Origin of the sequence: Methylomonas paludis (assembly GCF_018734325.1) — a bacterium.
GTDB lineage: Bacteria > Pseudomonadota > Gammaproteobacteria > Methylococcales > Methylomonadaceae > Methylomonas > Methylomonas paludis.
On the sequence record NZ_CP073754.1, the window covers coordinates 3,590,020 to 3,612,317 of the forward strand.

Annotated in this window: 18 protein-coding genes; 8 read left to right on the top strand and 10 right to left on the bottom strand. The window is 45.5% G+C overall.

Annotated elements, in window-relative coordinates; genetic code table 11:
- Window positions 1–2 precede the first annotated feature (2 nt).
- The 7 genes from KEF85_RS16380 to KEF85_RS16410 form a co-directional block, all read right to left on the bottom strand.
- Window positions 3–983 (bottom strand): glycosyltransferase family 2 protein, encoded by a 981-nt coding sequence (locus tag KEF85_RS16380; RefSeq protein ID WP_215582341.1) that lies wholly within the window; start codon window positions 981–983, stop codon window positions 3–5.
- Between the two features lie 121 nt (window positions 984–1,104).
- Window positions 1,105–2,010 (bottom strand): glycosyltransferase, encoded by a 906-nt coding sequence (locus KEF85_RS16385; protein ID WP_215582343.1) that lies wholly within the window; start codon window positions 2,008–2,010, stop codon window positions 1,105–1,107.
- Window positions 2,007–3,161 carry a UDP-galactopyranose mutase gene (gene glf, locus KEF85_RS16390; RefSeq protein WP_215582345.1) on the bottom strand — a complete coding sequence of 385 codons (1,155 nt, stop codon included), beginning with the start codon at window positions 3,159–3,161 and terminating at the stop codon, window positions 2,007–2,009. Before glf ends, KEF85_RS16385 begins: the two co-directional genes overlap by 4 nt.
- Before the next feature lie 107 nt (window positions 3,162–3,268).
- Window positions 3,269–5,140 (bottom strand): DUF4422 domain-containing protein, encoded by a 1,872-nt coding sequence (locus KEF85_RS16395; protein ID WP_215582347.1) that lies wholly within the window; start codon window positions 5,138–5,140, stop codon window positions 3,269–3,271.
- A gap of 60 nt (window positions 5,141–5,200) precedes the next feature.
- The gene (locus KEF85_RS16400; protein WP_281413661.1) at window positions 5,201–5,932 is read right to left on the bottom strand and encodes an ABC transporter ATP-binding protein; all 732 of its coding nucleotides are present in this window, start codon (window positions 5,930–5,932) and stop codon (window positions 5,201–5,203) included.
- Window positions 5,933–6,679 (bottom strand): ABC transporter permease, encoded by a 747-nt coding sequence (locus KEF85_RS16405; protein WP_215582348.1) that lies wholly within the window; start codon window positions 6,677–6,679, stop codon window positions 5,933–5,935.
- Window positions 6,680–7,141: 462 nt separating this feature from the next.
- A complete protein-coding gene (locus KEF85_RS16410; protein ID WP_215582349.1) occupies window positions 7,142–8,308 on the bottom strand; it encodes a glycosyltransferase family 4 protein in 1,167 nt (388 codons plus the stop codon).
- A 674-nt stretch (window positions 8,309–8,982) separates the two neighbouring features.
- Between KEF85_RS16410 and KEF85_RS16415 the strand changes: the two genes are divergently transcribed.
- From KEF85_RS16415 to KEF85_RS16450, 8 genes are all read left to right on the top strand, one after another.
- Complete coding sequence (locus KEF85_RS16415) at window positions 8,983–9,474, top strand: MEKHLA domain-containing protein (protein ID WP_215582350.1); 492 nt, start codon at window positions 8,983–8,985, stop codon at window positions 9,472–9,474.
- Between the two features lie 303 nt (window positions 9,475–9,777).
- Window positions 9,778–10,605 (top strand): undecaprenyl-diphosphate phosphatase, encoded by an 828-nt coding sequence (locus KEF85_RS16420; RefSeq protein ID WP_215582351.1) that lies wholly within the window; start codon window positions 9,778–9,780, stop codon window positions 10,603–10,605.
- 122 nt (window positions 10,606–10,727) lie between these two features.
- Complete coding sequence (locus KEF85_RS16425) at window positions 10,728–11,693, top strand: calcium/sodium antiporter (protein ID WP_215582353.1); 966 nt, start codon at window positions 10,728–10,730, stop codon at window positions 11,691–11,693.
- Window position 11,694: 1 nt separating this feature from the next.
- The gene (locus KEF85_RS16430) at window positions 11,695–14,382 is read left to right on the top strand and encodes an MMPL family transporter (RefSeq protein ID WP_215582355.1); all 2,688 of its coding nucleotides are present in this window, start codon (window positions 11,695–11,697) and stop codon (window positions 14,380–14,382) included.
- 184 nt (window positions 14,383–14,566) lie between these two features.
- Entirely contained in the window at window positions 14,567–15,145 is a 579-nt protein-coding gene (locus KEF85_RS16435) for a DUF502 domain-containing protein (RefSeq protein ID WP_215582357.1), read from the top strand.
- A 477-nt stretch (window positions 15,146–15,622) separates the two neighbouring features.
- Complete coding sequence (locus KEF85_RS16440; protein ID WP_246534991.1) at window positions 15,623–17,647, top strand: TonB-dependent receptor plug domain-containing protein; 2,025 nt, start codon at window positions 15,623–15,625, stop codon at window positions 17,645–17,647.
- Between the two features lie 112 nt (window positions 17,648–17,759).
- Window positions 17,760–18,230 carry a YfiR family protein gene (locus KEF85_RS16445; RefSeq protein WP_246534992.1) on the top strand — a complete coding sequence of 157 codons (471 nt, stop codon included), beginning with the start codon at window positions 17,760–17,762 and terminating at the stop codon, window positions 18,228–18,230.
- A complete protein-coding gene (locus tag KEF85_RS16450; protein ID WP_215582361.1) occupies window positions 18,227–20,131 on the top strand; it encodes a response regulator in 1,905 nt (634 codons plus the stop codon). The genes KEF85_RS16445 and KEF85_RS16450 overlap by 4 nt, the downstream gene beginning before the upstream one ends.
- On the opposite strand, the gene KEF85_RS16455 is transcribed toward KEF85_RS16450, so the two are convergent.
- The 3 genes from KEF85_RS16455 to KEF85_RS16465 form a co-directional block, all read right to left on the bottom strand.
- Window positions 20,112–20,978: an aldo/keto reductase family protein gene (locus tag KEF85_RS16455; protein WP_215582362.1), complete on the bottom strand. Its 867-nt coding sequence runs from the start codon at window positions 20,976–20,978 to the stop codon at window positions 20,112–20,114. The genes KEF85_RS16450 and KEF85_RS16455 overlap by 20 nt on opposite strands.
- A gap of 43 nt (window positions 20,979–21,021) precedes the next feature.
- Window positions 21,022–21,321, bottom strand: a complete 300-nt coding sequence (locus KEF85_RS16460) for a hypothetical protein (protein ID WP_215582363.1) — start codon at window positions 21,319–21,321, stop codon at window positions 21,022–21,024.
- Window positions 21,322–21,433: 112 nt separating this feature from the next.
- Window positions 21,434–22,204, bottom strand: a complete 771-nt coding sequence (locus KEF85_RS16465; protein WP_215582364.1) for an ATP-binding protein — start codon at window positions 22,202–22,204, stop codon at window positions 21,434–21,436.
- Window positions 22,205–22,298 lie beyond the last annotated feature (94 nt).

A 22,298-nucleotide genomic window follows, 5' to 3' on the forward strand; every position in this document is an offset into this window, starting at 1 on the left:
GTTTACGATTTTGCCAAGCGGAGGAGCTTGAATTGGCTGAGTTGCCAGAGCAAATCAACACCTATGTGCTGGAGCAGATAGGGTATTAAAGCCCGGTAGATTTCTTCGCTGCTTACCGGGCGGCCAAGTTCGCGCTGTCGCAACCGGGTCATTTCCTCAAGGCCGCAAGTGTTGATGGCCAGATTGGTTTTTTGTTGATGGTGGATGCGAAACCCGCCCAAAAAATACGGCAGGCGGACAATGTTTGCGCCGGCGTTACGTAGGCGCAGCAGCAAGTCCCAGTCCATAGCAAAACTAAAACTTTCATCAAGCTGGCCGCCGCAGCGTTCCCAGATGCGCCGCCGCCAGAATAGGGTTTCCTGTGGTACATAGTCTGCCCAGGACAGTACTTTATTGTTGTGTTCCGGCAATATCCAACGGCCTAGTTCCCGGCCTTGTTCATCAATCAGAATCCGGTGGCCGTAGATGACATCGACTTCGGGATGGTTGGCAAAATATTCACCTACCCGGGCCAATGCACCTGGCATCAGTATATCGTCAGAATTAAGCCAGGCCATAATTTCGCCGTCGGTACGACTGAATCCCTGGTTAATGGCTTGGGTCTGGCCGGAGTCGGCAACGGAGGTCCAGCCGCTCAGGCGTGGGGTATACTGTTTTAATAGTTCTATGCTGCCATCGCTGGAAGCGCCATCCTGAACGAAATATTCCAGATTGGGATAGGCCTGATCAAGAACGCTGTTGAGGGTGTGGGCTAGAAAATGTGCCTGATTATAGGATGGGGTGACTAGTGATATTTTGGGGGCGGTGCAGTCTTTACTTAGACGATAAGTCGGTGGGGTTTGCAGCGGTCGGGGGGGATGGTGAAACAATCGGCCCAGTTTGGGTTTTACCGGCATGGCGGTGCGCAGCAGATGTGGCAGGCTGTGCCGGGTGTGGCGAATAAATATTGCCAGTCTGGTATGCCTGATGTACAGAATAGGCATGATTATTCTGAGTAAATGGCGTTTATATGGTTGCGGCAGCATAGCTCTTTTGGTGTTTGATCATCATGGCTGGTAGTACCGCATTATATTGATATTTGTAATCCGTACCCATTGATGGTGGTTAGTTTTTCCATACATAACTCAATTTACCTGTTAAGCCATCGTGAAAAGCGCGGAATAATAAAAAGATAGTTTTCGGGTGTTTTGCACCGCCGCAACTCAACCATATCATGAATCCGGATACCAAGCCGATACAGGCTGCCGGGGTTTTCCAGCGGGCGTATTGCCGGCAAACGACTAGTCGATTGCGGATATTATAAAAATGTTTACAGCCAAAATGATTGCTGCGCAGCCGGGCAGTAGCCGAGCGTAGATGATCTATCTTGCTGCTAGGTATTAACCAGCTTGAATATCCGGCATTTCCCAAGCGTAAAAAATATTCGGTATCGTCGTAAGCCAGGAAAAAATCAGCATTGGGTAAGCCTATGTTTTTAACCGCCTGGGCGTTGAGTAAACAGCCGACAAATGAGCCTGTGTCAATTTGCACCGGGCCGGCTGAATACTGGTTTAGACTGACCACTCGTTCCCAGGCAAAACTCATGAAGAATTTACGCCTATGCATAGGTGCCAGCGTATTAAATTCATAAACGGCACAGCACAAGGAACCGAGTTGAGTTGATTTTTCGGTTAACGCCGGCAGTTCTTCAAGCAGCTTTTCCAGAGCATCCGGCTCCGGGACTGCATCGTCATCCATTAACCACAGCCACTCCGGGGTATGGTTTAAGGCGGTTTCAATACCAAGTGCAAAACCGCCGGCACCACCGCAGTTTACAGCACTACGGATAACTTCCACAAAGGGCAAATCAGCTAAAGTTTGCTGAGCCGGGATAGTGCTGGCGTTGTCTAAAATTAGAATGTTGGTAAGACTGTGGGTTTGTTTTTGCAAAGCCTGCACCACCAGCCGTAATTCTTCGGGCCGATTATGCGTAACGACAACCGCTGTAATATTGGCAGGCGATTGTTTCACGATAGTGGATCAACGACAAAATTGGGCATTATGGCTCCGCTGGCACCCACTTCAAAATAACGAGCTACTGCATCCAGTGCTTCAGCAATAGTCACGTGCATGTCCAGATAACGATAGGTGCCTAATCGGCCTACGAAGGTGATATTTTTTTCTGCCTTGGCCAATTCAACATAATGTGTCAGTTTAGCCTTATCGTTCACCAGACGCACTGGATAGTAAGGAATATCGGTTTCACCACAAACGCGACTGAATTCTTTGTAAATCAAAGTATCCGGGTGGGATTCCCAGGGAGCGAAATGTTTGTGTTCGGAAATGCGTGTCCAGGGCACATCCTGATCACAATAATTGATAACGGCATTACCCTGATAATCTCCGCTATGATATTCCTTTAAAAAATCCAGGGTTCGGTAGCATAATCGTCCTTCACTAAAACCAAACCAGGCGTCAATTGAGCCGCTATAAAACACATGGTGATATTCCTTTGCCATATTGCGCTCGAATTTAGTATTAAGATGTACAGTAATGTTGGGATGATCGAGCATTTTCTCCACTATATGAGTATAACCATGTTTGGGTATACCCTGGTAAGTGCTGGTGTAATAGTTATCATCGTAGTTGAAGCGCACTGGTAAACGTTTGAGAATACTGGCCGGCAATTCGGCTGGGTGAATTCCCCATTGCTTCAGGGTATACCCTTTGAAAAAAGCTTCATACAAATCTTTGCCGATAAAACGCAAGGCCTGTTGTTCAAAGCTTTGTGGTTCATCAATACTTTTATCGCCCAGCATTTCCATAAAGTCAACAGCCTGTTTTGGCGAAAATGTTTTACCGAAGAACGAGTTGATGGTCATTAAATTTATCGGCAGGGAGTATATCCGTCCGTTGTAAATAGCCTTTACCCGATTGATAAACGGCATGAATTCATCGAATTGCTGGATATAATTCCAGACTCGTTCATTACTGGTATGAAAGATGTGTGGCCCATAAACATGAGTCATGATATTTGATGCCGAATCACGTTGGGAATGGCAATTGCCGGCCAAGTGGCTACGGCTGTCTAACACGGTCACTTTATAACCGGCCTTAGCCAATTCGTGGGCAATGACGGCACCGGAAAAACCAGCCCCGACTACCCCTATATTTTTTAACATAAATCGGCCATTAAAACGGTTGCCAGGGGGCGGCTATTCTGCTTGATGGCCAATTGTTGCCGGCGGATAGGTTTAGTTGTCAATATCATGCTTAAAATGGGATGCTATCAGGATAGCGCAACATATTTGTGAGCTAAGCCATTGAGAAATTGGCGAATAAACGTAGGGCATTTTCGCCATAAATGGCGTAATAACCGGTAGAACCTAGAACGTTTTAAGCCGTGATCAACCGAATTGGTGATCTGGAATTTTTTAGTAACTTCTTCATACCAGAACGTTTTTCTTAAAAAATACCAGTAGGCAAATCCTAATGGGGCATTGCTGTTGTTCCAGGGCTTGGCTTCAAAGCCGGCAAAATGAATAATTTTAGGTTCGGCCAAATCCTCTTTTACTTTACAGGCCCATTCCTTATTAAGTCCACCTATGATGCTCGCCGAAACATTGACGCAATTCCAGGCTGTATCAATAAATTTGACTTGACCCTGCAAATGGATATTCAAAATATCCTGATCAAGAAACCAGTAGGTGCGTTCACTTAAGTTGCGACAGGCTATTTCTTCAATATCCAAAGATCTTAACTTATCAAGATCAAACACGATAACACCTGCCTGGAAATAATTATCAAACTCAGTGTCTAGATCTAGATAGTGTTTAAGATAGAGACCTGCCGGTTGTCCGCCAGCTTCTTTTAAGGCTACGGTGCCGTATGAAACAAAACTCTTCATTATTAAATCGGGAGCGGCGGCAATTATTTTTCCATCCAAGGAATAATCCCATAATTCGTCAAGTTTGCCAAGTACAATAGTATCGCAGTCTATATAGATAACTTTTTTATGGTTATTTAATAACCGGCCTAGACTTAAGCGGTAAAAGGTGGCATTTGAAAAATGCATATGGACGGCTATATCTTTATGCAAGTTACGGCAGTCTATAAAATTCAACTTGCCCGGCGTTTGCCGGTTTAACTCAAATTGGTGTGTTAATAAGGATTTATTAAGCGGGGTAATACCGCCATCGAGCACATTCAAGTCTAAAAAACGTGTGTTGTCAATTGATGATTTAATTGATTCTATTAAGGCGGCAAGATGAGGGACAAAATTATTATCACTGGCAATAACGACGGAAATAGAGTTTTCAGGTGGAGCGCTTGGGGAAGTAATATAGTTTTCTTCAGTAACGGTATTTTTAATAAAAATACGGTCTAATTCCAGAAAATTGAATTCAGGTCGTAACGAAACTTTTTTAATAAATACATTGAATAATCGCTCAGACAAATAACCCAATACTCGTTTTGCCGGTATGGAGTAATTGGTCATATCCAGTCGGCGTTCAACTTCAAACAGAATATTAAAGAGCCATTCGCAGTACTCTGAGAATAAGTCTCTTTTCAGGATAAATATATTGGTGAAGTATCCTTCATGATCATTCAAAACATCATTTAAATAATCAACATCGTCGGGATATAACTCGCTAACGACCTGAATGGTAAGATCAAGATCTTTAGCGTAATGATGATCAGCACGCAGATAATGGTCTTTAATTGAGCGAAATCCGGCATTTTTGACAGACCATTTTTTAGGTAGAATGGCTTGTAAATTGGGGTTTTTATTTAATAGATCATTTATTGTCTCTGCATTAAGACCAAGTTTCTGCAATGCGCTATTATTCAGCAAATCAAAGTTTATACAGCCGGTAGCATCAATAGGGTAGTGGTGTTTGCCAAAATTTAGAAACCGCCGATAGTGCATCAAACCCAGCCAATCAGCCTGCTGGTCGTTTTTCCATATCCAATACAGTGCGGTTAATTCACAATACTGTTTATTGCGATTGGAAATATTATCCCCGCTATCATCGCCTGGCAAATTAAGAGCGTGGGATGATATTTGTTTGCCAACATGAATAGGACGAAACACTGTGTCGGAAAATGATTCTGCTGGCTGGTGATGGCAGACGTAAATATGCGATGTGGGGGTTACCATTTTTCGGTTCCAATCAAGTCTTCTGGTAATGTGAGTTCAACATGAGTGCCTGCCTGTTAGCTAAGTTTCGGCAAATGTTTCATAAGGGATTTCTTCCAGTTCACCGTGGGCTAAGCGAAATATACGATTGCAATAGGTTTTTATTAATTGCGGATTATGTGAAGCAAAAACAAAAATTTGTGCGGATGAAATCAGTTTTTTGATTCTGACCAGGCTTTTTTCCTGAAAGCCGGCATCACCGGTTGAGAACATTTCATCAATCAGCAGAATATCGGGCGTAATGGATGTTGCTACGGCAAACATCAGCCGCATGGTCATGCCAGATGAGTAAGTCCGTACCGGAAGTTGCAGAAAATCGCCCAATTCAGTGAATTCCTCAATATCGGGAGTCAGCGCTTTGGCTTGCGCATAGTCCAGTCCCATCATCATGCCCAAATTGATGATGTTGTCATAGCCGGAAAGCTCCGGTTCCAGACCGGCACCAATTTCAAAGACAGTCGCAATACTGCCGTTGCGAGTAACTTTTCCGGTTTCCGGTTGATAAATATTGGCCATGGTGCGCAGCAAGGTGCTTTTTCCTGCCCCGTTATGACCGATCAAACCCACGGCATCACCATTTTTTAAGTTGAAACTGACGTTTTTCAAGGCAGTGACGACCGTAGTTTTTCCGGCGTCACTTTCAATGGTGCCGCCTGTGGCAATCCGCACCAATTGTCTGCGCAAGGACATGCCGTGGCTGTTGTAGACGGGATAGCGCAGCGTTACATTCTGAAAATTTATTTCTGCCATCATTCACACCCAGAAAGCAATGCGCTTGCCGCACAAACGCTGGAAGATTAAAGTCATAATCGTACCTGCAAGCAAGATGCCGAGCATAACCACATAGTTTTTGGTATCGGGAATATGGCCAAGAAATGGCGAACGCACCACTTCAATAAAATAGCTGAAGGGATTGAGCCAGATAATTTCCATATTAACCGGTAAACGATCGGGTCTGAAAATAACCGGGCTGATAAAAAAAAGTAGTGGTAGCAGGGCGTTGATCAGGTATTCCACATCACGAAAACGAGCGCCCAGCATACCCAGGAAATACATTATCCAAAACAGGTTAAAGATAACCAGCAGCAGACCAGGCAATGCCAACCAGGTAATGGATTGCACGGGAAAATCGAAATACCAGACCACACCCAGCACAATCACCAGATTGTGCAGCAGATTGATAATTTGTCTGGCTAATGCTCGTATCACAAAAAACCAGGCGGGTATGGCAACATTGCGTATCATGCCGGCCTGACGGATGAAGATCGTCGGCCCATCGCCTATGGCGCCGGCCACCAATTGCCAGATGATCATGCCTATGGTCAACGAAGGCACGAAGCTGCGCATTTCTTCTTTAAGTAAAGTAGCCCAGACGATACTTAGGCCGAGCACCCCTACCAGATTGCCAAGAGTTAGCCATAAAGGGCCAAGGATGCTCTTTTTATATCTTGCGCGGGTGTCTGTCCAGGCCAGATAAAAAGCATTTTTTAGGAGTATCAAGTTTGCTAACCTTTTGAATGACTATATTATTGCGAATTCGGGTTTGGCTGCGCTTGGCGTGACTTCGATCAGAAAGCCAATCCTGGTATGTACCAATCTTATTTTGATGAATAGGGCCTAGGATGCGCTGAACGCAGTGATGCGCCTCCAGAGTCGGCACATCCCGTTTTGGCGCATCCGTCAAAGTAATATTGGTCAACCACTAGTATGTCTGATGGGTTCAATTTCAGAGGAGACGTACCTGCTTGCCTTAAGAATAGGGCAATATAGATCACAATCCGCAGCCCAAAACGTCTAGATATTCGTTGTAAATCCCACGCTTGAATCAGAACACTGCTATCACCGCAGCACAGTAAACATTAATTTATTACATGTTGTCAGGGGGTGGAAATGCCAAAATTTGGACGGCTAAGAATATCAGGTAATGAAGAAAATGTGTAGATTGCCTTACTGGAATCGCCGTCAAGTCGGCGTATTATGGATGTTATTTTGCTTGGAATGACGGCGGGCGCTAAAGTTGGCTATGCCGTTGGCGAAATTTTCGGCCATTTTTTCAATGCTGTATGCTTCGCTGCTGAGCAAGGCATTGTGCTGTAGTAAAGTCAGTTTTTCCGGTGTGCTAAATGTGCTTACTACTAATTCGACATAGGCTTGTTGGTCAAACTCACATATCAAGCCGTTAAAGTCATGCTGCAAATAATCGATTTCGGGACTATGCTGGTTTTGCTTGGTGGTCAATAGCGGCAGACCTGCACAAAAGGCATCGAGGATGACTAAGCCTACCATGCCGGGATTTAATAACATTTCGGCGCATTTAAAAGCCAGACTCTTGGTTTTATTATTCAGCCAGCCGATAGGAATGATGAAATCATCGTGGCTGGCGTAGTTTGCTAAAGTGGTGCTTTCTTCACCGGTTCCGCCCACCAGTAACACAAATTTTGGCAATTTTTCTTTGATAGATTCGGCAGAGTTAAGTAAAAAATCGATTTTTTTATATTGATGTAAGCTACCGCAGAACAAGGCGATTTGGGCATCCTCGGCTATATTATATTGTTGTTTGAATGCCTGGATTTCAGCAGTACTGGTGTTTTGTAATGCTTGTTTAAACTCTAAGGTATCAATGCTGTTATTTAATACAGTGATATGATTTTTATTAAAATCAAGAGCCTGTAAATAATCAGCAACGCTTTGAGTGTAAGCAAACCACCAATCGGTTTGTTTGGCCAATTTCTTTTTAAAAAATTCGTTAATGGAGTGGGGAGTGGCTTGACGGTTAAGGCCATGCCCCCAAAAGGCATACGGCTTATGTAGAATCCAGCGCAACACCAGTAGTAGATAATTATGCAGATGTTTATTGGCTTGTTCGGTAATCACTAAATCTGCCCACAAGATATGTTCGACGGCTTTGGGCAGTATGTGCAGCTTATTGGTAAATAACCAGTAGCTTTTTTCAAAAAAGCAAAAATTATTGTCGAGGATAATGTTGTCGCCGCGTAATTGCTCTTGGCGCGATGGAGTGCCGAAAACAATTCTTAATTCATGTCCTTGCTCAGTAAGCTGTTGATATAATAAAGTATACAGGCTGACCCGGTATACCTTTAACATCGGTTGCAAAATAACAATTTTCATGAAAAATAGATAGTTAAGTGTATTGCAATAAGTTCGCAGGCATTGTTATTCCGTTAAATGTGATCAGATGAGTCACTCCATTTTAGGTTCGACGGGCATATCACCGATACATTCGATGGGTTGCCAACAATGGCTGGACTCAAGAAATCCTTGTTGATTTCGCGCTAGGCACTTAACAAAATTGTAATATTTATATTTAAATTTTAGATAAAAAATGGGGTATTTGAGATTATAGTAACGGAATTTTATTTGTGCAAATACTTTAACTAATAAATTTGAGCCCATTGTTCAATTTCAAGCAAAACTTAATCAGCTGGTTTTAGGCTTAAAAGTGGCTATGATGTTTAAGTTGAGAATATCCTTGAGCTATGCGCCAAGCAAGGACGTTCCCCCTTTAAAAAAAAGGGCTTAGGAAAGTTTCCCTAAGATATTTAAACCCAAAAACCAGCCATTGCCAATTCAAGGTTAAAAGCGCAGACAACTTTAAATAATGAGAGTTCCCTAATACGTCAAATTAATGACAGCGGTGCATGGCATTGCGTCAGTTTTGCTATGTTGGCCGCGAAACAAATTTTTGGCAATTACTTGATTTTTCAAATGAATATGGTTTTTAATATTAACCTGATGGAATGGGCGCACTGTTTGTACCCATCCGGATAGCTAAACCAACAACTATGTCTACTTTGCCAGCTCAATTTTCCGCTATACCTTGTCCTGCAAACCATTATTACTCGGCACATATAGATTTATTGCTGGATAGTTATCAGCGCTCGCTAAACGCTTCATTATTGTCTGCAGTTGGCTGTGATGCTTTGGCTCAGCAGGTATTTGCGGCTGACTTTGTGCTGGTTTCACATAACTCTGATGCCGATCCCTTGTTTAATTATGCCAATTTGACTGCACTGAGCTTATTTGAATTTAGCTGGAACGAGTTTATCGGCATGCCTTCCCGATGTTCTGCTGAACCGGTGTTGCAGGCAGAACGCGAGCGTTTGCTGGCTGAAGTGACAGCAAAGGGTTTTATCGATAATTATTCAGGGGTTCGTATCAGTAAGTCTGGCCGCCGTTTTAAAATTCAGCAGGCTGTGGTCTGGAATGTTTTTGATGCTCAGCAAAATTATTATGGTCAAGCGGCTTGTTTTAAGGACTGGTTTTTTCTGTCCTGATAGGCGGCTTAGATTTTAGTTATGTCTTGAGGTGTAGCTGACAAGCATTTTTATCGGCTTGAAGCCGGTAAACTTGGGGTTGAGTTCACCTTGTGATTGATATTTGGACTATAATCCCGCAAGTTTTGGGGTGTTTATACACCGGCCGGTCGGGTTTTATTGGCATTTTGGCTGTTCAGGGTTGGGGTGCGAATTTTGCCGATCATGATGGTCGGCTAGTTGCTTTTGTCCTGTCGTCTTATTTTCAGCAAGCAGCCGACGGCTGTTTGTAAAATCTTTCTTTCACAACCACGCCTATTGAGTATGGATATTACACTGATTGTTAAAGCTTTGATTCTTGGTATTGTTGAAGGACTTACCGAGTTTTTGCCCATATCCAGCACCGGACATTTGATATTGGCCGGGGATTTACTGGAATTTAATGATGAAAAAGCCAAGCTGTTCACTATCGTGATTCAGGTGGGCGCCATATTGGCGATTTGTTGGGAATACCGGCGCAAGATCGGCAGCGTATTGTCCGGCCTGTTTTCTGAACGTCAGTCCCAAAAATTTGTGTTGAACTTGCTTATTGCTTTTTTGCCGTTGGCTATATTGGGTCTGTTGTTTGGCAAGCATATAAAAGCTTTGCTGTTTAAACCCTTGCCGGTGGCGCTGGCTTTTATTGTTGGTGCTTTTGTGATTATCTGGGCTGAGAAGCGCGAGCATAAGGTTCGGGTACTGGAAGTGGATGATTTAAGTCCACTGGATGCGTTAAAACTGGGTCTTGCTCAGGCTTTTGCGCTGATTCCGGGCACTTCGCGTTCAGGCGCTACCATTATCGGTGGTTTATTATTTGGTTTGTCGCGCAAGGCTGCTACCGAATTTTCATTTTTTCTGGCAATTCCGACCCTGATAATGGCGAGTGCCTACGATTTATACAAGCACCGGGATTTGCTGAATCTGGAAAATGATGCTCTGCATTTCCTCGTGGGTCTGGTCGCAGCGTTTATCAGCGCTCTGCTGGCGGTCAAAGGCTTGCTGCGCTATATAAGCCATCATAATTTTATAATTTTTGCCTGGTATCGGATTGTGTTTGGTTTGGCTGTGATTGCTACGGCCTATAGCGGTCTGGTGCACTGGACTGTCGATTAAGGGCTTATCCGGTTACCGCTGTGCAGGTTGGGCACAGTTGAGTGGCGTTGATTAGCCGACATCTCTGGCCTGATTAAGGCTGTCGGTTAAAATAATTATAATTTGTGAGTTAAGGGTAGTTTATGGCATTGCCGCTATTGATGATAGTTATTGGGTTAATCATATTGGTCTGGAGTGCCGATTTATTTGTGGATGGGGCGGCGATCATTTCCCGCTATCTGGGAATTCCACCGCTGCTGATAGGCATGGTGGTGATTGGTTTTGGTACCTCAGCCCCGGAATTGGCGGTTTCGGCTATTTCTGCCTGGCAAGGCAATCCGGGGCTTGCTTTGGGTAATGCCTATGGTTCCAATATCACCAATATTGCTTTAATTTTGGGTTCGGCAGCATTGATTAAGCCGATTGTTGTGCATTCCCAAGTGTTGAAAAAAGAATTGCCGCTGCTGTTTCTGGTCACAGTATTTGTGCTACTGCTGATTGTAGACGGCGAATTGACGCGTCTGGATGCGGTGGCATTTTTGCTGGTGTTTGCCGGGCTGATGTTCTGGATGATACGCCAGGGATTAAAGCAAAATACCGATACGCTAGGCCTGGAGGTAACTGAAGAATTGGATGAACATCCGATATCAAGCGGGCAGGCCTGGTTCTGGCTGGGCAGTGGTCTGGTGTTGCTGGTGCTGAGTTCCCGGCTGCTGGTATGGGGTGCGGTGACTATTGCACAAAGTCTGGGGGTCAGTGATTTGGTTATTGGTTTAACCATAGTGGCGGTAGGCACTTCTTTACCGGAACTGGCATCCTCTCTTATTGCCGCCGGTAAGGGCGAAGATGATCTGGCTTTGGGTAATATCATTGGTTCCAATTTTTTTAACACTCTGGCGGTGGTCGGTCTGGCCGGGGTAATTCATCCCATGAATATTCCTCATGAAATTGTTTATCGCGACTGGCCGTTGATGGCAGTGCTGACAGCATCGCTGTTTTTGTTTGGCCGTGGCGCCAATGGCCGGATCAATCGGCTGGAAGGCGGCGCGTTGGTGGCGGTCTACAGCGCTTATACCCTTTATCTGATTAATTCAGTAGTGGGGGGCTGATATGTCTGCAGTCAATCGTTTCAGCAAACTGGCTTTTCATTGGGCAAACTGGCTGTTGTATTCGCCGGGCCTGCTATTGTTGGCAATTTTCGGTCTGGCCTACGCGGCAGCTATTTATACCGGCAATCATTTAACCGTCAATACCGATACAGCCGAACTCATTGCGCCTAATGCCCCGTTTCAAAAAAACCGGCGTAATTTTGAAAAATCCTTCAATCAGGAAATGCATACCTTATTGCTGGTGGTGGAGTCTTCCAGTCCGGAGTTGACCAAAGCCGCAGCGCAACGTCTGGCCCGTGAGTTACGTTCAGATACTGAGCATTTCACCAAAACCTACCGGCCTGATGAAAATCCGTTTTATCATCGCAATGGATTGTTGTATCTGGGAACTGATAAATTACAGGATTTTTCAATCACCCTGGCCCAGGCTCAGCCTTTTATTGGCCGTATTTCCCAAGATCCCAGTCTCAACGGATTTTTCTCAATTTTTGAAGATGCCTTAAATGCGGAAACCAAAACCCAGGAAGTACCGATAGATTTATTTTCCTTAATCGATAAAGTCAGCACCTCTTTGCACCATACCCTGAATGGTGAAACGGATTTATTGTCCTGGCAAAAGCTGATCGCCGAAAACAATATCAGCAAGGAACAGTCCGATAAGGCCTTTATAATGGTCACGCCAAAATTTGATTATAGCCAGATTCTGCCGGTGGAACCGGCGATCAAGGTGATCCGACAGGCGATTACTAAAATTCAGGATCCTAATTTGCCGGAAGTTAAAGTTTGGATTACCGGTGAAGTGGGTTTGGAACACGACGAAATGGCCGGGATGAGTCAGGGTACTTTTACCGCCAGTATCTTTTCCATTGTTTTGGTATTGCTGATTCTATTACTGGCTTACCGCTCCTGGCTGCTGACCTTTGCTACTTTGATAACACTGGGTCTGGGCATGATTTTCTGCGGCCTGTTTGCGGCGGTAGCGGTTAAACAGCTCAATCTTATTTCAGTGGCATTTGCCGTATCCAATATTGGTTTGGGGGTGGAATATGCTATTCATTTTTGTTTACGTTATCGGGACAATTTAGATACTCACGGCAGTGACAAGGTTAAGGCGATACGCGAAGCCCTGTTGACCACCAGTCCATCTCTGATGTTATGTGCAGTGACCACCTCAATTGGTTTGTATGCCTTTATTCCTACCGAGTATCAGGGCATATCCGAATTGGGACTATTGGCCGGTACCAGTTTATTTATTTGTTTATTCGTTACCTTGACAGTGTTACCGGTACTGTTAAAAATTTTACCGGCGCCGCCTATTCACGATTTGCACGGCAAACAGCCAGGTGCCTCAATAATTTCAGATGGTTTTGCCCGGCTTACCCTGCATTATGCCAAGCCCATTACCTTTATTACCGCAATCGCGGCGCTGGTGGCGGTTTATTTTGTGTTTCAGGTTAAGACTGATTTTAATCCTATCAACCTGCGCGACCCGAATACTGAATCGGTAATAGCTTTTAAGGAGTTGATGAAAACCAGGGAAACTTCGCCGATGACCCTGACGGTGCTGGCGAAAAATGCTGATGAAGCGCGGGAAATGCAGAAAAAGCTAAATCAGTTGCCCAGTGTTAACAATACGGTCAGCCTGTTTGATTTTGTGCCGCAACAACAGGAAGATAAACTGGCCATCATTGATGAAATGGCGCTTACTTTAGGTTTTAAAAGCACTACTTTCCCCATTCTGAAAAGCGGTACCGATCCTATTCCAGCCATTAATCGCATGATTACGGCTATCGATAATAATGTGCCTAAAAAAACCAATCAGGCTGAAATTAAGGCGTTATTGAGTTTCAAAAAAGAGTTGCAGGATGTTTTATTAGAGCTGGATGCGCGTTTGCCGCCGGATCGCGGTATGTTTATCGATAAAATTCAGACTTCACTGTTGGGTACGCTGCCCAGTGTCATGAATGAATTGCTGACCAGTTTTAAAGCAGAGGAAGTACAGATCGACACCTTACCGGCAGAAATTAAAGAGCGCTGGTTAAGCAAAGACGGCTGGTATCGCATCCAGATTTTCCCGAAACAGGATTTAAATAATCTGAGTAATTTGCAGACCTTTATTCTGGATGTGCAGGCTATCGCCCCGGATGCCACTGATTTGCCGGTGATGTATTGGGAATCCATGAAAGCAGTGATAGACTCATTTCAGGAGGCCATTATCATTGCGCTGGTCACTATTGCCCTGTTATTGCTGATTACCCGTCGCAGTATCGTGGATACGGTATTGGTGATGACCCCACTGGTGCTGGCCGGTCTGTTTACCATGGCGAGCACGGTATTTACCGGCACACCGATTAATTTTGCCAATATTATTGCCTTGCCTTTACTGATGGGTTTAGGTGTAGATAATGGCATACACATGGTGGAAAAACTGCATCATTCATTAGCAGAAGATCAAAATATTTACCAGTCGAGTACCGCCAGAGGTATGTTTTACGGCGCGTTAACCACCATATCCAGTTTTATCGGCCTGGCATTTTCTCCACATCAAGGCATTTCCAGTATGGGTTTGGTGATCACCATCGGCATATTCTGGATCATGACCTGTACTTTTATTGTTTTACCTGCTTTGAGTAAGCTGGTGCTCAAAGTTGATCAGCCCGCCAAGGTTTCCGCAACCGCCGGGATTTAACAGACCGACTGCCCGCGTGAGCATCGTTTTTGTGCTCACGCGGAATACTAAAATTCCATCTCCATCAATCGCATTTGCTCAGGGAAACGATTAAATATCTGGCGGCAAATCCAACAGATCAACTACACTATAGGCTCTCAACAAAAACAATAAAAGATAATAAACAGACTTGGGGGAGGACAGTATGAAAAAATTTTTTAACTATACGTTGATCGGGGTTCTGGCTTTTATTCCGATTATGGTGATAGTGCAGATAGTGCTATTTGTAAAAGATAGGTTGGCCGATTTATTTCAGTTTGTTTATGGATACTCGGATAATTATCTGGTCACCTTTTTATTATTTGCATCCAGTTTTGCCTTGATCACTTATGTGGGGCATAGAGTCAGTCAAGGGCGATTTTCCATTATTGCCGGTTTCGAAGCCTTAATTGAGCGTATTCCATTATTAAGTACGATATATCGGGTCACCAAGAAATTGGTGAATATGATAGCCGGGCATCAATTGCATGAACCGCGCGAAGTGGTTTATGTAGAATATCCCAAAGAGGGTATTTGGGTGCCGGCATATGTCACCAATAAGATTGATGATCGTTATGTATTGTTTGTGCCCACCTCACCTAATCCAACTTCCGGTTTTGCCGTGATTATTCATGAGAGTAAAATCATTAAATCGGAAATGAGCATAGAGCAGGTTACCAGCTTTATTATCAGTGTCGGTGCAGATTTTGAGAAAGTCGCTGAAATCAAAAAACTGCCTTCCTAGATAGATTGATGCCGGGGCCTTACCAACTAACTAGTAGAGTAGCAATCTTATTTTGACGGATACGGCGTAGGATGCGCTGAACGCAGTGATGCGCATCAATCGTGAACCATGCACCTGCAGAAGTCGGCACATCCTCTGGCGCTGCCGTCTAAGTAATGTTGGTCAACCACTAGCGAGCGAAGGCACTAATCAGTTGCCAAAACCAATACGTACCCAGCCTTAAATTTGCGGGTAAAACCAGCCATAACAGCCTGGATTTACCCGCCACCATCATTCCGCACAGATGACGGGTATTCCGGCTTCGGGATACAATCAGCTATCTGTTTATGCACAGTAAAAAGTCTTAAAACCTGACGATCGGCAACCATCTGGGTATTTGCCGATAATCGTGCCCGTGTAACATCAATCTAAGCGGAGCGGGTAAGGTCTTTCTGGGCATCAAACCATCATCCAAGCGCTAACTAAACGTAACTCGACATGTTTTCGACTTTTTTACCAAGTATATACCGCATTCTTGTCTGCTTAATGGTCTTGACCGGCTTAGCAGTACAGGCCGCAGATACTGAAGGTGATGCCATTGAAACCACCAGTGAGTTTTTGCCGTTGAGTCTGGAAGAATTGATGGATCAGGATGTCACCAGCTTGGCCCGTAAAGAGCAGACTGTCAAAGAGACCCCTTCTGCTGCTTTTGTGATTACCAGCGAAGATATCCGCCGTTCTGGAGCGACAAACCTACCCGATATATTGCGTATGGTACCCGGCATGGATGTCGGCAAAATCAATGCCTGGAATGCCGGGGTTAGCGCCCGAGGCTTCAATGACTTATATGCCAATAAACTTCAGGTCATGGTGGATGGCCGGACTATCTACGATCCATTGACCAGTGGCGTATCCTGGGGGCAACAAAATCCCTTTCTGAAAGACATCCAGCGTATAGAAGTCATACGCGGCCCCAGCGGCACACTATGGGGGGCAAATGCCGTCAATGGCACCATTAATATAATTACCCGCTCTGCTGCCGATACTCAGGGGGGGTTAGTCAGCGCCGGCGCCGGAAACAAGGAGCAGTCCGGCGGGGTACGTTACGGCAGCAAATTGGCGGATAACACCTATCTGCGCGGCTCAACCAATGCCGTTTACCGCGATGCCAATGTCGATGCCACCGGCAAGAGCACCAATGATTTTGGTAATGCCGAAACCGTGAATTTTCGTTTGGACAGCCAGCTGAATAGTCAGGACAAGCTGATGCTGGAAGGCGATTTTTCCAATTATAAGCAAAACGGCTATTTTGTTGGGGTCAGCTCCGCGACACCGCCCTTGTGGACACCAAATGACTTCGGCAAAACCGGCATAAACAGCAGCCTGCAAGGTTATTGGACCCATCAAACCGAAACCGGTCATGACTGGAAGCTAAACATGGCTTTTACTTATACCGATTGGCGGCAGATTGTGGATCAGATGAGCCGTACCAGCTATGTGTTGGATTTCCAGGATAGTTTACCAGTGATAGGCCGGCATAATCTGCTGTGGGGGGCTAATTTTCAAACCACCTCGGATCAATTTCAAAATAGCCTGACTTTGGCATTTAAACCGGATAATTTTACCCAGAACAATTCCGGGATATTTGTTCAGGACCAGATAGATCTGAGTAAAGATTTAAAATTGACTTTGGCAAACCGGGTTGAGCATTTCACCTACACCGGCTGGGAAACCGAGCCGAATATCCGCTTACTCTGGAAAGCCAACAAAATACACAGCTTGTGGGGAGCCATTTCCAGAAGCGTGGTAGTGCCGAATCGAGCCCAGCACAGCATCAACTTGTTTACGCCGGTGCCGGGCATGCAAACCCCATTTCTGCTGGCAATTGCTAATCCGCAGATGAAAACCGAGAATCTGCTGGCATTTGAATTGGGCTGGCGTTGGCAGGCAGCCAAAAATATCGATGTCGATACGGCGTTGTTTTACAACATCTATGACCGCATGCAAGGTACGGTGATTACCAGCACCAGCTATTCGCCCATATATGGTGAGATTTTGTATGCCCAGGTCGGCAATTACCGCCAGGTGAAAAGCTATGGCGTGGAATTGGCTCTGAATCATCGCATTAACCATCGCTGGCGCTTGCAGACATCGTATAGCGCTATCGGTTTTGATACCAGTTATAACAACAGTCTGATCTGGTTGCGCGATCCCTTGGCGGAAAAAAATTACGATCCTCAGCAGCTAATGTCGATACGTTCGCAATTCGATGTCAGCAATGACGTGGAGTTTGATGTTTGGGGGCGATATGTTGATCAAATCCATAAAGATCGCGTCAACATCCCCAGTTATTTTGGTCTGGATGTCAGATTGGGCTGGCATCCGCTTAAAAATCTGGAATTATCGCTAAGTGGTCAAAATCTGCTATATAACCAGCATCCGGAATTTAGCGATATTTTGTACTATACGGTAGCCAGCCAAATCCAGCGCAGTTATTTTTGTCAAATCAGCTGGCAGTTTTGACCGTATGTTGTCTGGTTTGATTAATAAATTTAGACATGGCCTCAGGCGTAAAATGCCTGATGTGGTGGTTAAATACGGCCTAAACAAAGCATGTTACAGATTGTTCATGCTAATGTTGCTGCTGGTTCCGTCAGGTCAAGCCGCTACGCTGAACCGCGAATATCCGCTAAAAGTGGCCTATTTATTTCATTTGGCGGAATTGACCGAATGGCCGGCACCGGCCAATATCAAAATCTGTTTACTGGGTGACAGCCCAATCCGCGAATACCTGCCGGCTTTGGCCGGTCAAGCCGTTAATGGTGGTGCGGTACAGATCAGCATTAATCAAGGTATGGAAGGCGCAGAATGTAATATCATCTTTCTGGCTAATAATGCTGGTTTGACCCCAGAGCTCAGTGCACGAGCCATCAATCAGCATATTTTGCTGGTGAGTGATATGGAAGGTTTTGCCGCGCTTGGCGGTATGGTAGAAATAGCATTGCGTGATAACAAATTAAAACTGGTCATATCATTGGAAGTGGTTAAAAAAGCCGGTTTAAAACTCAGCTCCAAACTATTGCGGATGGCGGAGATTTTGGAATGAAATCAGTGTTGAAAACGCGCGCCTCTATTGTCGGTAAATTGGCCGGTATCCTCAGCCTGATGATAGTGTTGACTTTATTGGTTGCCACCGTCACATTGGCTGTCCGCGAATACCGGGATTTACAGGCCAAACTGGATAATAAACTGGTTTTGACTGCCGACATGATAGGTCAGAACAGTTCTGTGGCGCTGCTGTTCGATGACCAAAAAACCACTCAGGAAGTGTTAGCCGCTCTGGGCCATGATGCCGAGATCACTGAAGGTATTATTGAATCAGTAAGCGGACAGACCTTTGCCGTCTACTCAAAGCCGGCTCAGCAATGGCAGTCGTTTTGGCCGGATAATCTGCCTCGAACCCGACAAGTCAGCCGGATGATTTACCATAATGGTGATCAATTGGTTGGTCGCATCAGCATGACAGCCGATCTCAGTCAAACCTATAATAGCTTATTCCATAATGCCTTGATTAATGGTGGAATAGTTTGGATAGCGCTCTGTCTCGCCGGATTATTCGTCTTGCGTTTACAGTATGGCTTTTTAAAACCAATTCTGCAGTTGGCCGATACTGCTCGCCAAATTGAAAAAGATCATGATTACCGCAAGCGCGCAGTGTATGAGGGTAATGATGAAATCAGGGTTTTGGCCGAAGCCTTTAATAATATGCTGGCAGAAATACAGCGTAAGGAAAGCTATCTGGAAGATCAGGTGCAGCAACGCACGCAGGCCCTGGAATTGGCAATGCGTAATGCCGAGGCTGCCAATCAGGCCAAAAGCCAGTTTTTGGCCAATATGAGTCATGAGATACGCACGCCCATGAATGCGATTTTCGGCTTGGTGGAATTATGCCTGAATCAGCCGCTGGATAATAAGCCGCGCGCCTATTTACAGCGGGTAGAAACGGCTTCGCGGGCATTGATGTCCATCATCGACGATATCCTGGATTTCTCCAAAATAGAAGCAGGGAAAATGCTTTTGGAGGCCATACCTTTCGACATCATGGAGATGATGGAAGCAGTGTATGCAACCATGCGCGAATCTGCCGTCAGTAAAGGTATCCAATTGCTTCTGGAATGCCAAAACTTCAATTATACCGTGATCGGCGATCCGTATCGTTTACGGCAAGTTCTGCTTAATTTAATCGGTAATGCCATCAAATTTACCGAACAAGGTGAAGTAAAAGTCTGCTGTCGTGAGTCTAGCCGTCAGCTGGCGCAAGTCTGCTTGGAGTTCAGCATCCTCGATACCGGAATCGGTATGACTCAGGACCAGCAAACTAAACTATTCCAGCCCTTTAGCCAGGGAGACAGCAGTGTTACCCGTAATTACGGCGGTACCGGTCTGGGTCTGGTAATTTCCAAGCAATTGATTGAACAGATGGCGGGAAACATTTGTGTCAGTAGTCAGGAGCACATCGGCTCGGTATTTACCTTTACCGTAAAATTGGATCTGGCCGATAGTCTGGTTTTGAGCCCAGCCGATCCTGCTCAGCTTGTAGAGTCAAGTTCAGATCGTTTAATGAAGATACGCAACGCCAGGGTACTATTGGTGGAGGATAATGAAATCAATCGCCTGGTGGCTACCGAACTGTTGACTCAGGCCGGTTTACAAGTAGATGTGGCAGAAAATGGCGCCCGCGCCCTGGAAAAACTCCTGCACCAAAATTATGCCTGTGTATTAATGGATGTACAAATGCCGGTAATGGATGGCTATCAAACTACCCGGTTATTAAGAAACATGCCGGGTAGCCGAGAATTGCCGGTAATTGCCATGACGGCCAGCGCCATGCCGGCTGACCGTGAGTCCTGTCTGGCGGCAGGTATGAATGATTTTATTAGCAAACCCATCTTACCGGACAAATTGTATAAAATCTTGCTCAAATGGGTTAAGCCCCCGTCGGCATAGCCTGCAGCACACTGCTGATTGCCGCACATTCAGCGCGGCTTAAGCTAAAATCAAAAATAGCCAGATCAGCGCGCATATGCTCTGCCGAGCTGGTGCCGGTTAAGGGCTGAATGCCAATTTGACTTAAATAACGGAAAAACAGCTGGGCCGGACTGCGCTGATAATTCAGGGCCAGGGCTTGCAGGCTGGCATGGGCCAGCACTTGCGGATTGGCGGTCAAAGTCCAGAAACTCTGATAAACAATCTGCCGGTCCCGGCAAAATTCGCGCAATTCCCAGTCATAACCGGTGCGGGCATAAAAACGGTTCTGAATTAGTGCCGGTTTAACCCTGGCTTTTGCATACAGCGTTTTAAATTGGGTTACAGCATAACAATTACTGATGCCTAGCTGTTTCACCGCGCCACTGGCGTAAATTTGTTCCATGGCCTGCCAGACTTCCATTAATTGGTGTGGGTCTGCCAGCGGAGAATGTAACAGCAAGCCATCCAGATAATCGGTGCCCAGATTTTCCAACGAGGTTTGAAAAGACTGTAATACCTGTTCGCTCAGGCTGGCCTGAGGCGAGTAGGGCACTTGTAAAGGGTCTTGACCATCCAGCGGAGTAAATTTGCTTTGCAGATAAATCTGGCTGCGGCTCAGGCCTTGCTTTAAACACGCAGCCAGACCGGCTCCCACACCGGCTTCATGGTAATGTTTAGGCTGGCAAGCCGTGTCTATACCCCAAAAGCCCAGATTCAGCGCCTGTGTTACCAGCGCCGCCGTCTGCTGTTTTTTCCAGGCAGTGCCGTAGATCAGGCGAGGCATCTGCACCCCGGCGGCACTCAATAAAAAATCCGGATCAGACATTATCAATCTCAGGCTGCTAAATCAGTGATAGGCAGCATTATGCTTACCAGTCCAACATGACTTCATCCCAGTCTATCTGCTCAGTGATAAAACCGTGCTCACCAAAAAAATCTTCGGCGGCCAGAGCTTTGTCACTCTGTTTTTGCTGATACAGGGCGTAATTGATGCCGCGGCTAAACGCCTCTTTAAACAGCTCTTCCATGTGTCTGGGTTGAAAGTGTTCAAGGATGGCGGTTTTCAGTTCGGTTATGGTGGCATCTTCAAAATCGGTGGCAGTTGAGCCACCGGTCCCCAGTAGCTGCGCGTAAATTTCGGTTAATGCTTGTTTTTCGGAGGTGTCCATAGGGAAATTATTACTCAGGGTAAATGCAAACAGTCAGTCGGTCGGCAGCCTGATACTAAATGATTTACTGATAGCTTTGTAACTTCAACATTTCAACTGCTGCTTTGCCGAATCAAACCGACTGCCGTGTCTCGGTATAGCTATTATAAAACTGTTTAGCGCTACGACCATTTTTTGCCGCATTTTGATGGGCAAATGCCAAAGCAGCACGGTGCAGTTGCTCCCGGTCCCCCTGATAGTCACTGAAATAATGGTCAACAATGTTCAGGTAAGTATCGCTGTGGGGCGGATAAAATGCCAGGCGTAAGCCAAACCGGTCGGAAAGCGAGATTTTTTCTTCTATGGTATCAGCATAATGTACTTCACCATCAATCAGCTTAGTGTCCAGATTGTCGCGCATATGCTCAGGTTGCAAGTGGCGGCGATTCGATGTGGCATAAAACAGCACATTTTGCGGCGGCGGCTCAATAGAACCCTCCAGTATGCTTTTCAGCGGCTTGTATAACACCTCACCGGTTTCAAATGACAGATCATCGCAATAGATGATAAAGCGTTGCGGCAGTTCGCGCAGTTCATCAACAATTTCCGGCAGAAAGATCAAATCCTCCTTGTCCAGTTGCACCACCCGTAAGCCCAAATGTTTGTAGGCGTTTAACAGGCCTTTGATCAACGATGACTTGCCGGTGCCACGCGCACCCCACAACAAAGCATTATTGGCCGGTAATCCGCTGATAAAGCGTTCGGTATTGTCAATCAACTGCTGCTTTTGCTGATCTATGCCGATTAGCTGGGCAAGACTCAGCTCATCCAGTTGTTTAACCGGGCGCAAATACTGCTGGCGTTGACGCCAGATGGCTGCATAAGTGGTGTTCCAGTCTATCACAGGCTATAAACTCTGGTTGGTGGCTTTAATCTATGTTAACGCGGTTGCCAAAAAGCCAACGCCTGGCAAAAGCTGCCAAGCTGGCCTGATTTTC

Coding starts and splice junctions, on each gene's coding strand:
- KEF85_RS16380 (WP_215582341.1), bottom strand. CDS start 983: ATGCCTATTCTGTACATCAGGCATACCAGACTGGCAATATTTATTCGC.
- glf (WP_215582345.1), bottom strand. CDS start 3,161: ATGTTAAAAAATATAGGGGTAGTCGGGGCTGGTTTTTCCGGTGCCGTC.
- KEF85_RS16395 (WP_215582347.1), bottom strand. CDS start 5,140: ATGGTAACCCCCACATCGCATATTTACGTCTGCCATCACCAGCCAGCA.
- KEF85_RS16400 (WP_281413661.1), bottom strand. CDS start 5,932: ATGATGGCAGAAATAAATTTTCAGAATGTAACGCTGCGCTATCCCGTC.
- KEF85_RS16410 (WP_215582349.1), bottom strand. CDS start 8,308: ATGAAAATTGTTATTTTGCAACCGATGTTAAAGGTATACCGGGTCAGC.
- KEF85_RS16415 (WP_215582350.1), top strand. CDS start 8,983: ATGTCTACTTTGCCAGCTCAATTTTCCGCTATACCTTGTCCTGCAAAC.
- KEF85_RS16420 (WP_215582351.1), top strand. CDS start 9,778: ATGGATATTACACTGATTGTTAAAGCTTTGATTCTTGGTATTGTTGAA.
- KEF85_RS16425 (WP_215582353.1), top strand. CDS start 10,728: ATGGCATTGCCGCTATTGATGATAGTTATTGGGTTAATCATATTGGTC.
- KEF85_RS16430 (WP_215582355.1), top strand. CDS start 11,695: ATGTCTGCAGTCAATCGTTTCAGCAAACTGGCTTTTCATTGGGCAAAC.
- KEF85_RS16435 (WP_215582357.1), top strand. CDS start 14,567: ATGAAAAAATTTTTTAACTATACGTTGATCGGGGTTCTGGCTTTTATT.
- KEF85_RS16440 (WP_246534991.1), top strand. CDS start 15,623: ATGTTTTCGACTTTTTTACCAAGTATATACCGCATTCTTGTCTGCTTA.
- KEF85_RS16445 (WP_246534992.1), top strand. CDS start 17,760: ATGTTGCTGCTGGTTCCGTCAGGTCAAGCCGCTACGCTGAACCGCGAA.
- KEF85_RS16450 (WP_215582361.1), top strand. CDS start 18,227: ATGAAATCAGTGTTGAAAACGCGCGCCTCTATTGTCGGTAAATTGGCC.
- KEF85_RS16455 (WP_215582362.1), bottom strand. CDS start 20,978: ATGTCTGATCCGGATTTTTTATTGAGTGCCGCCGGGGTGCAGATGCCT.
- KEF85_RS16460 (WP_215582363.1), bottom strand. CDS start 21,321: ATGGACACCTCCGAAAAACAAGCATTAACCGAAATTTACGCGCAGCTA.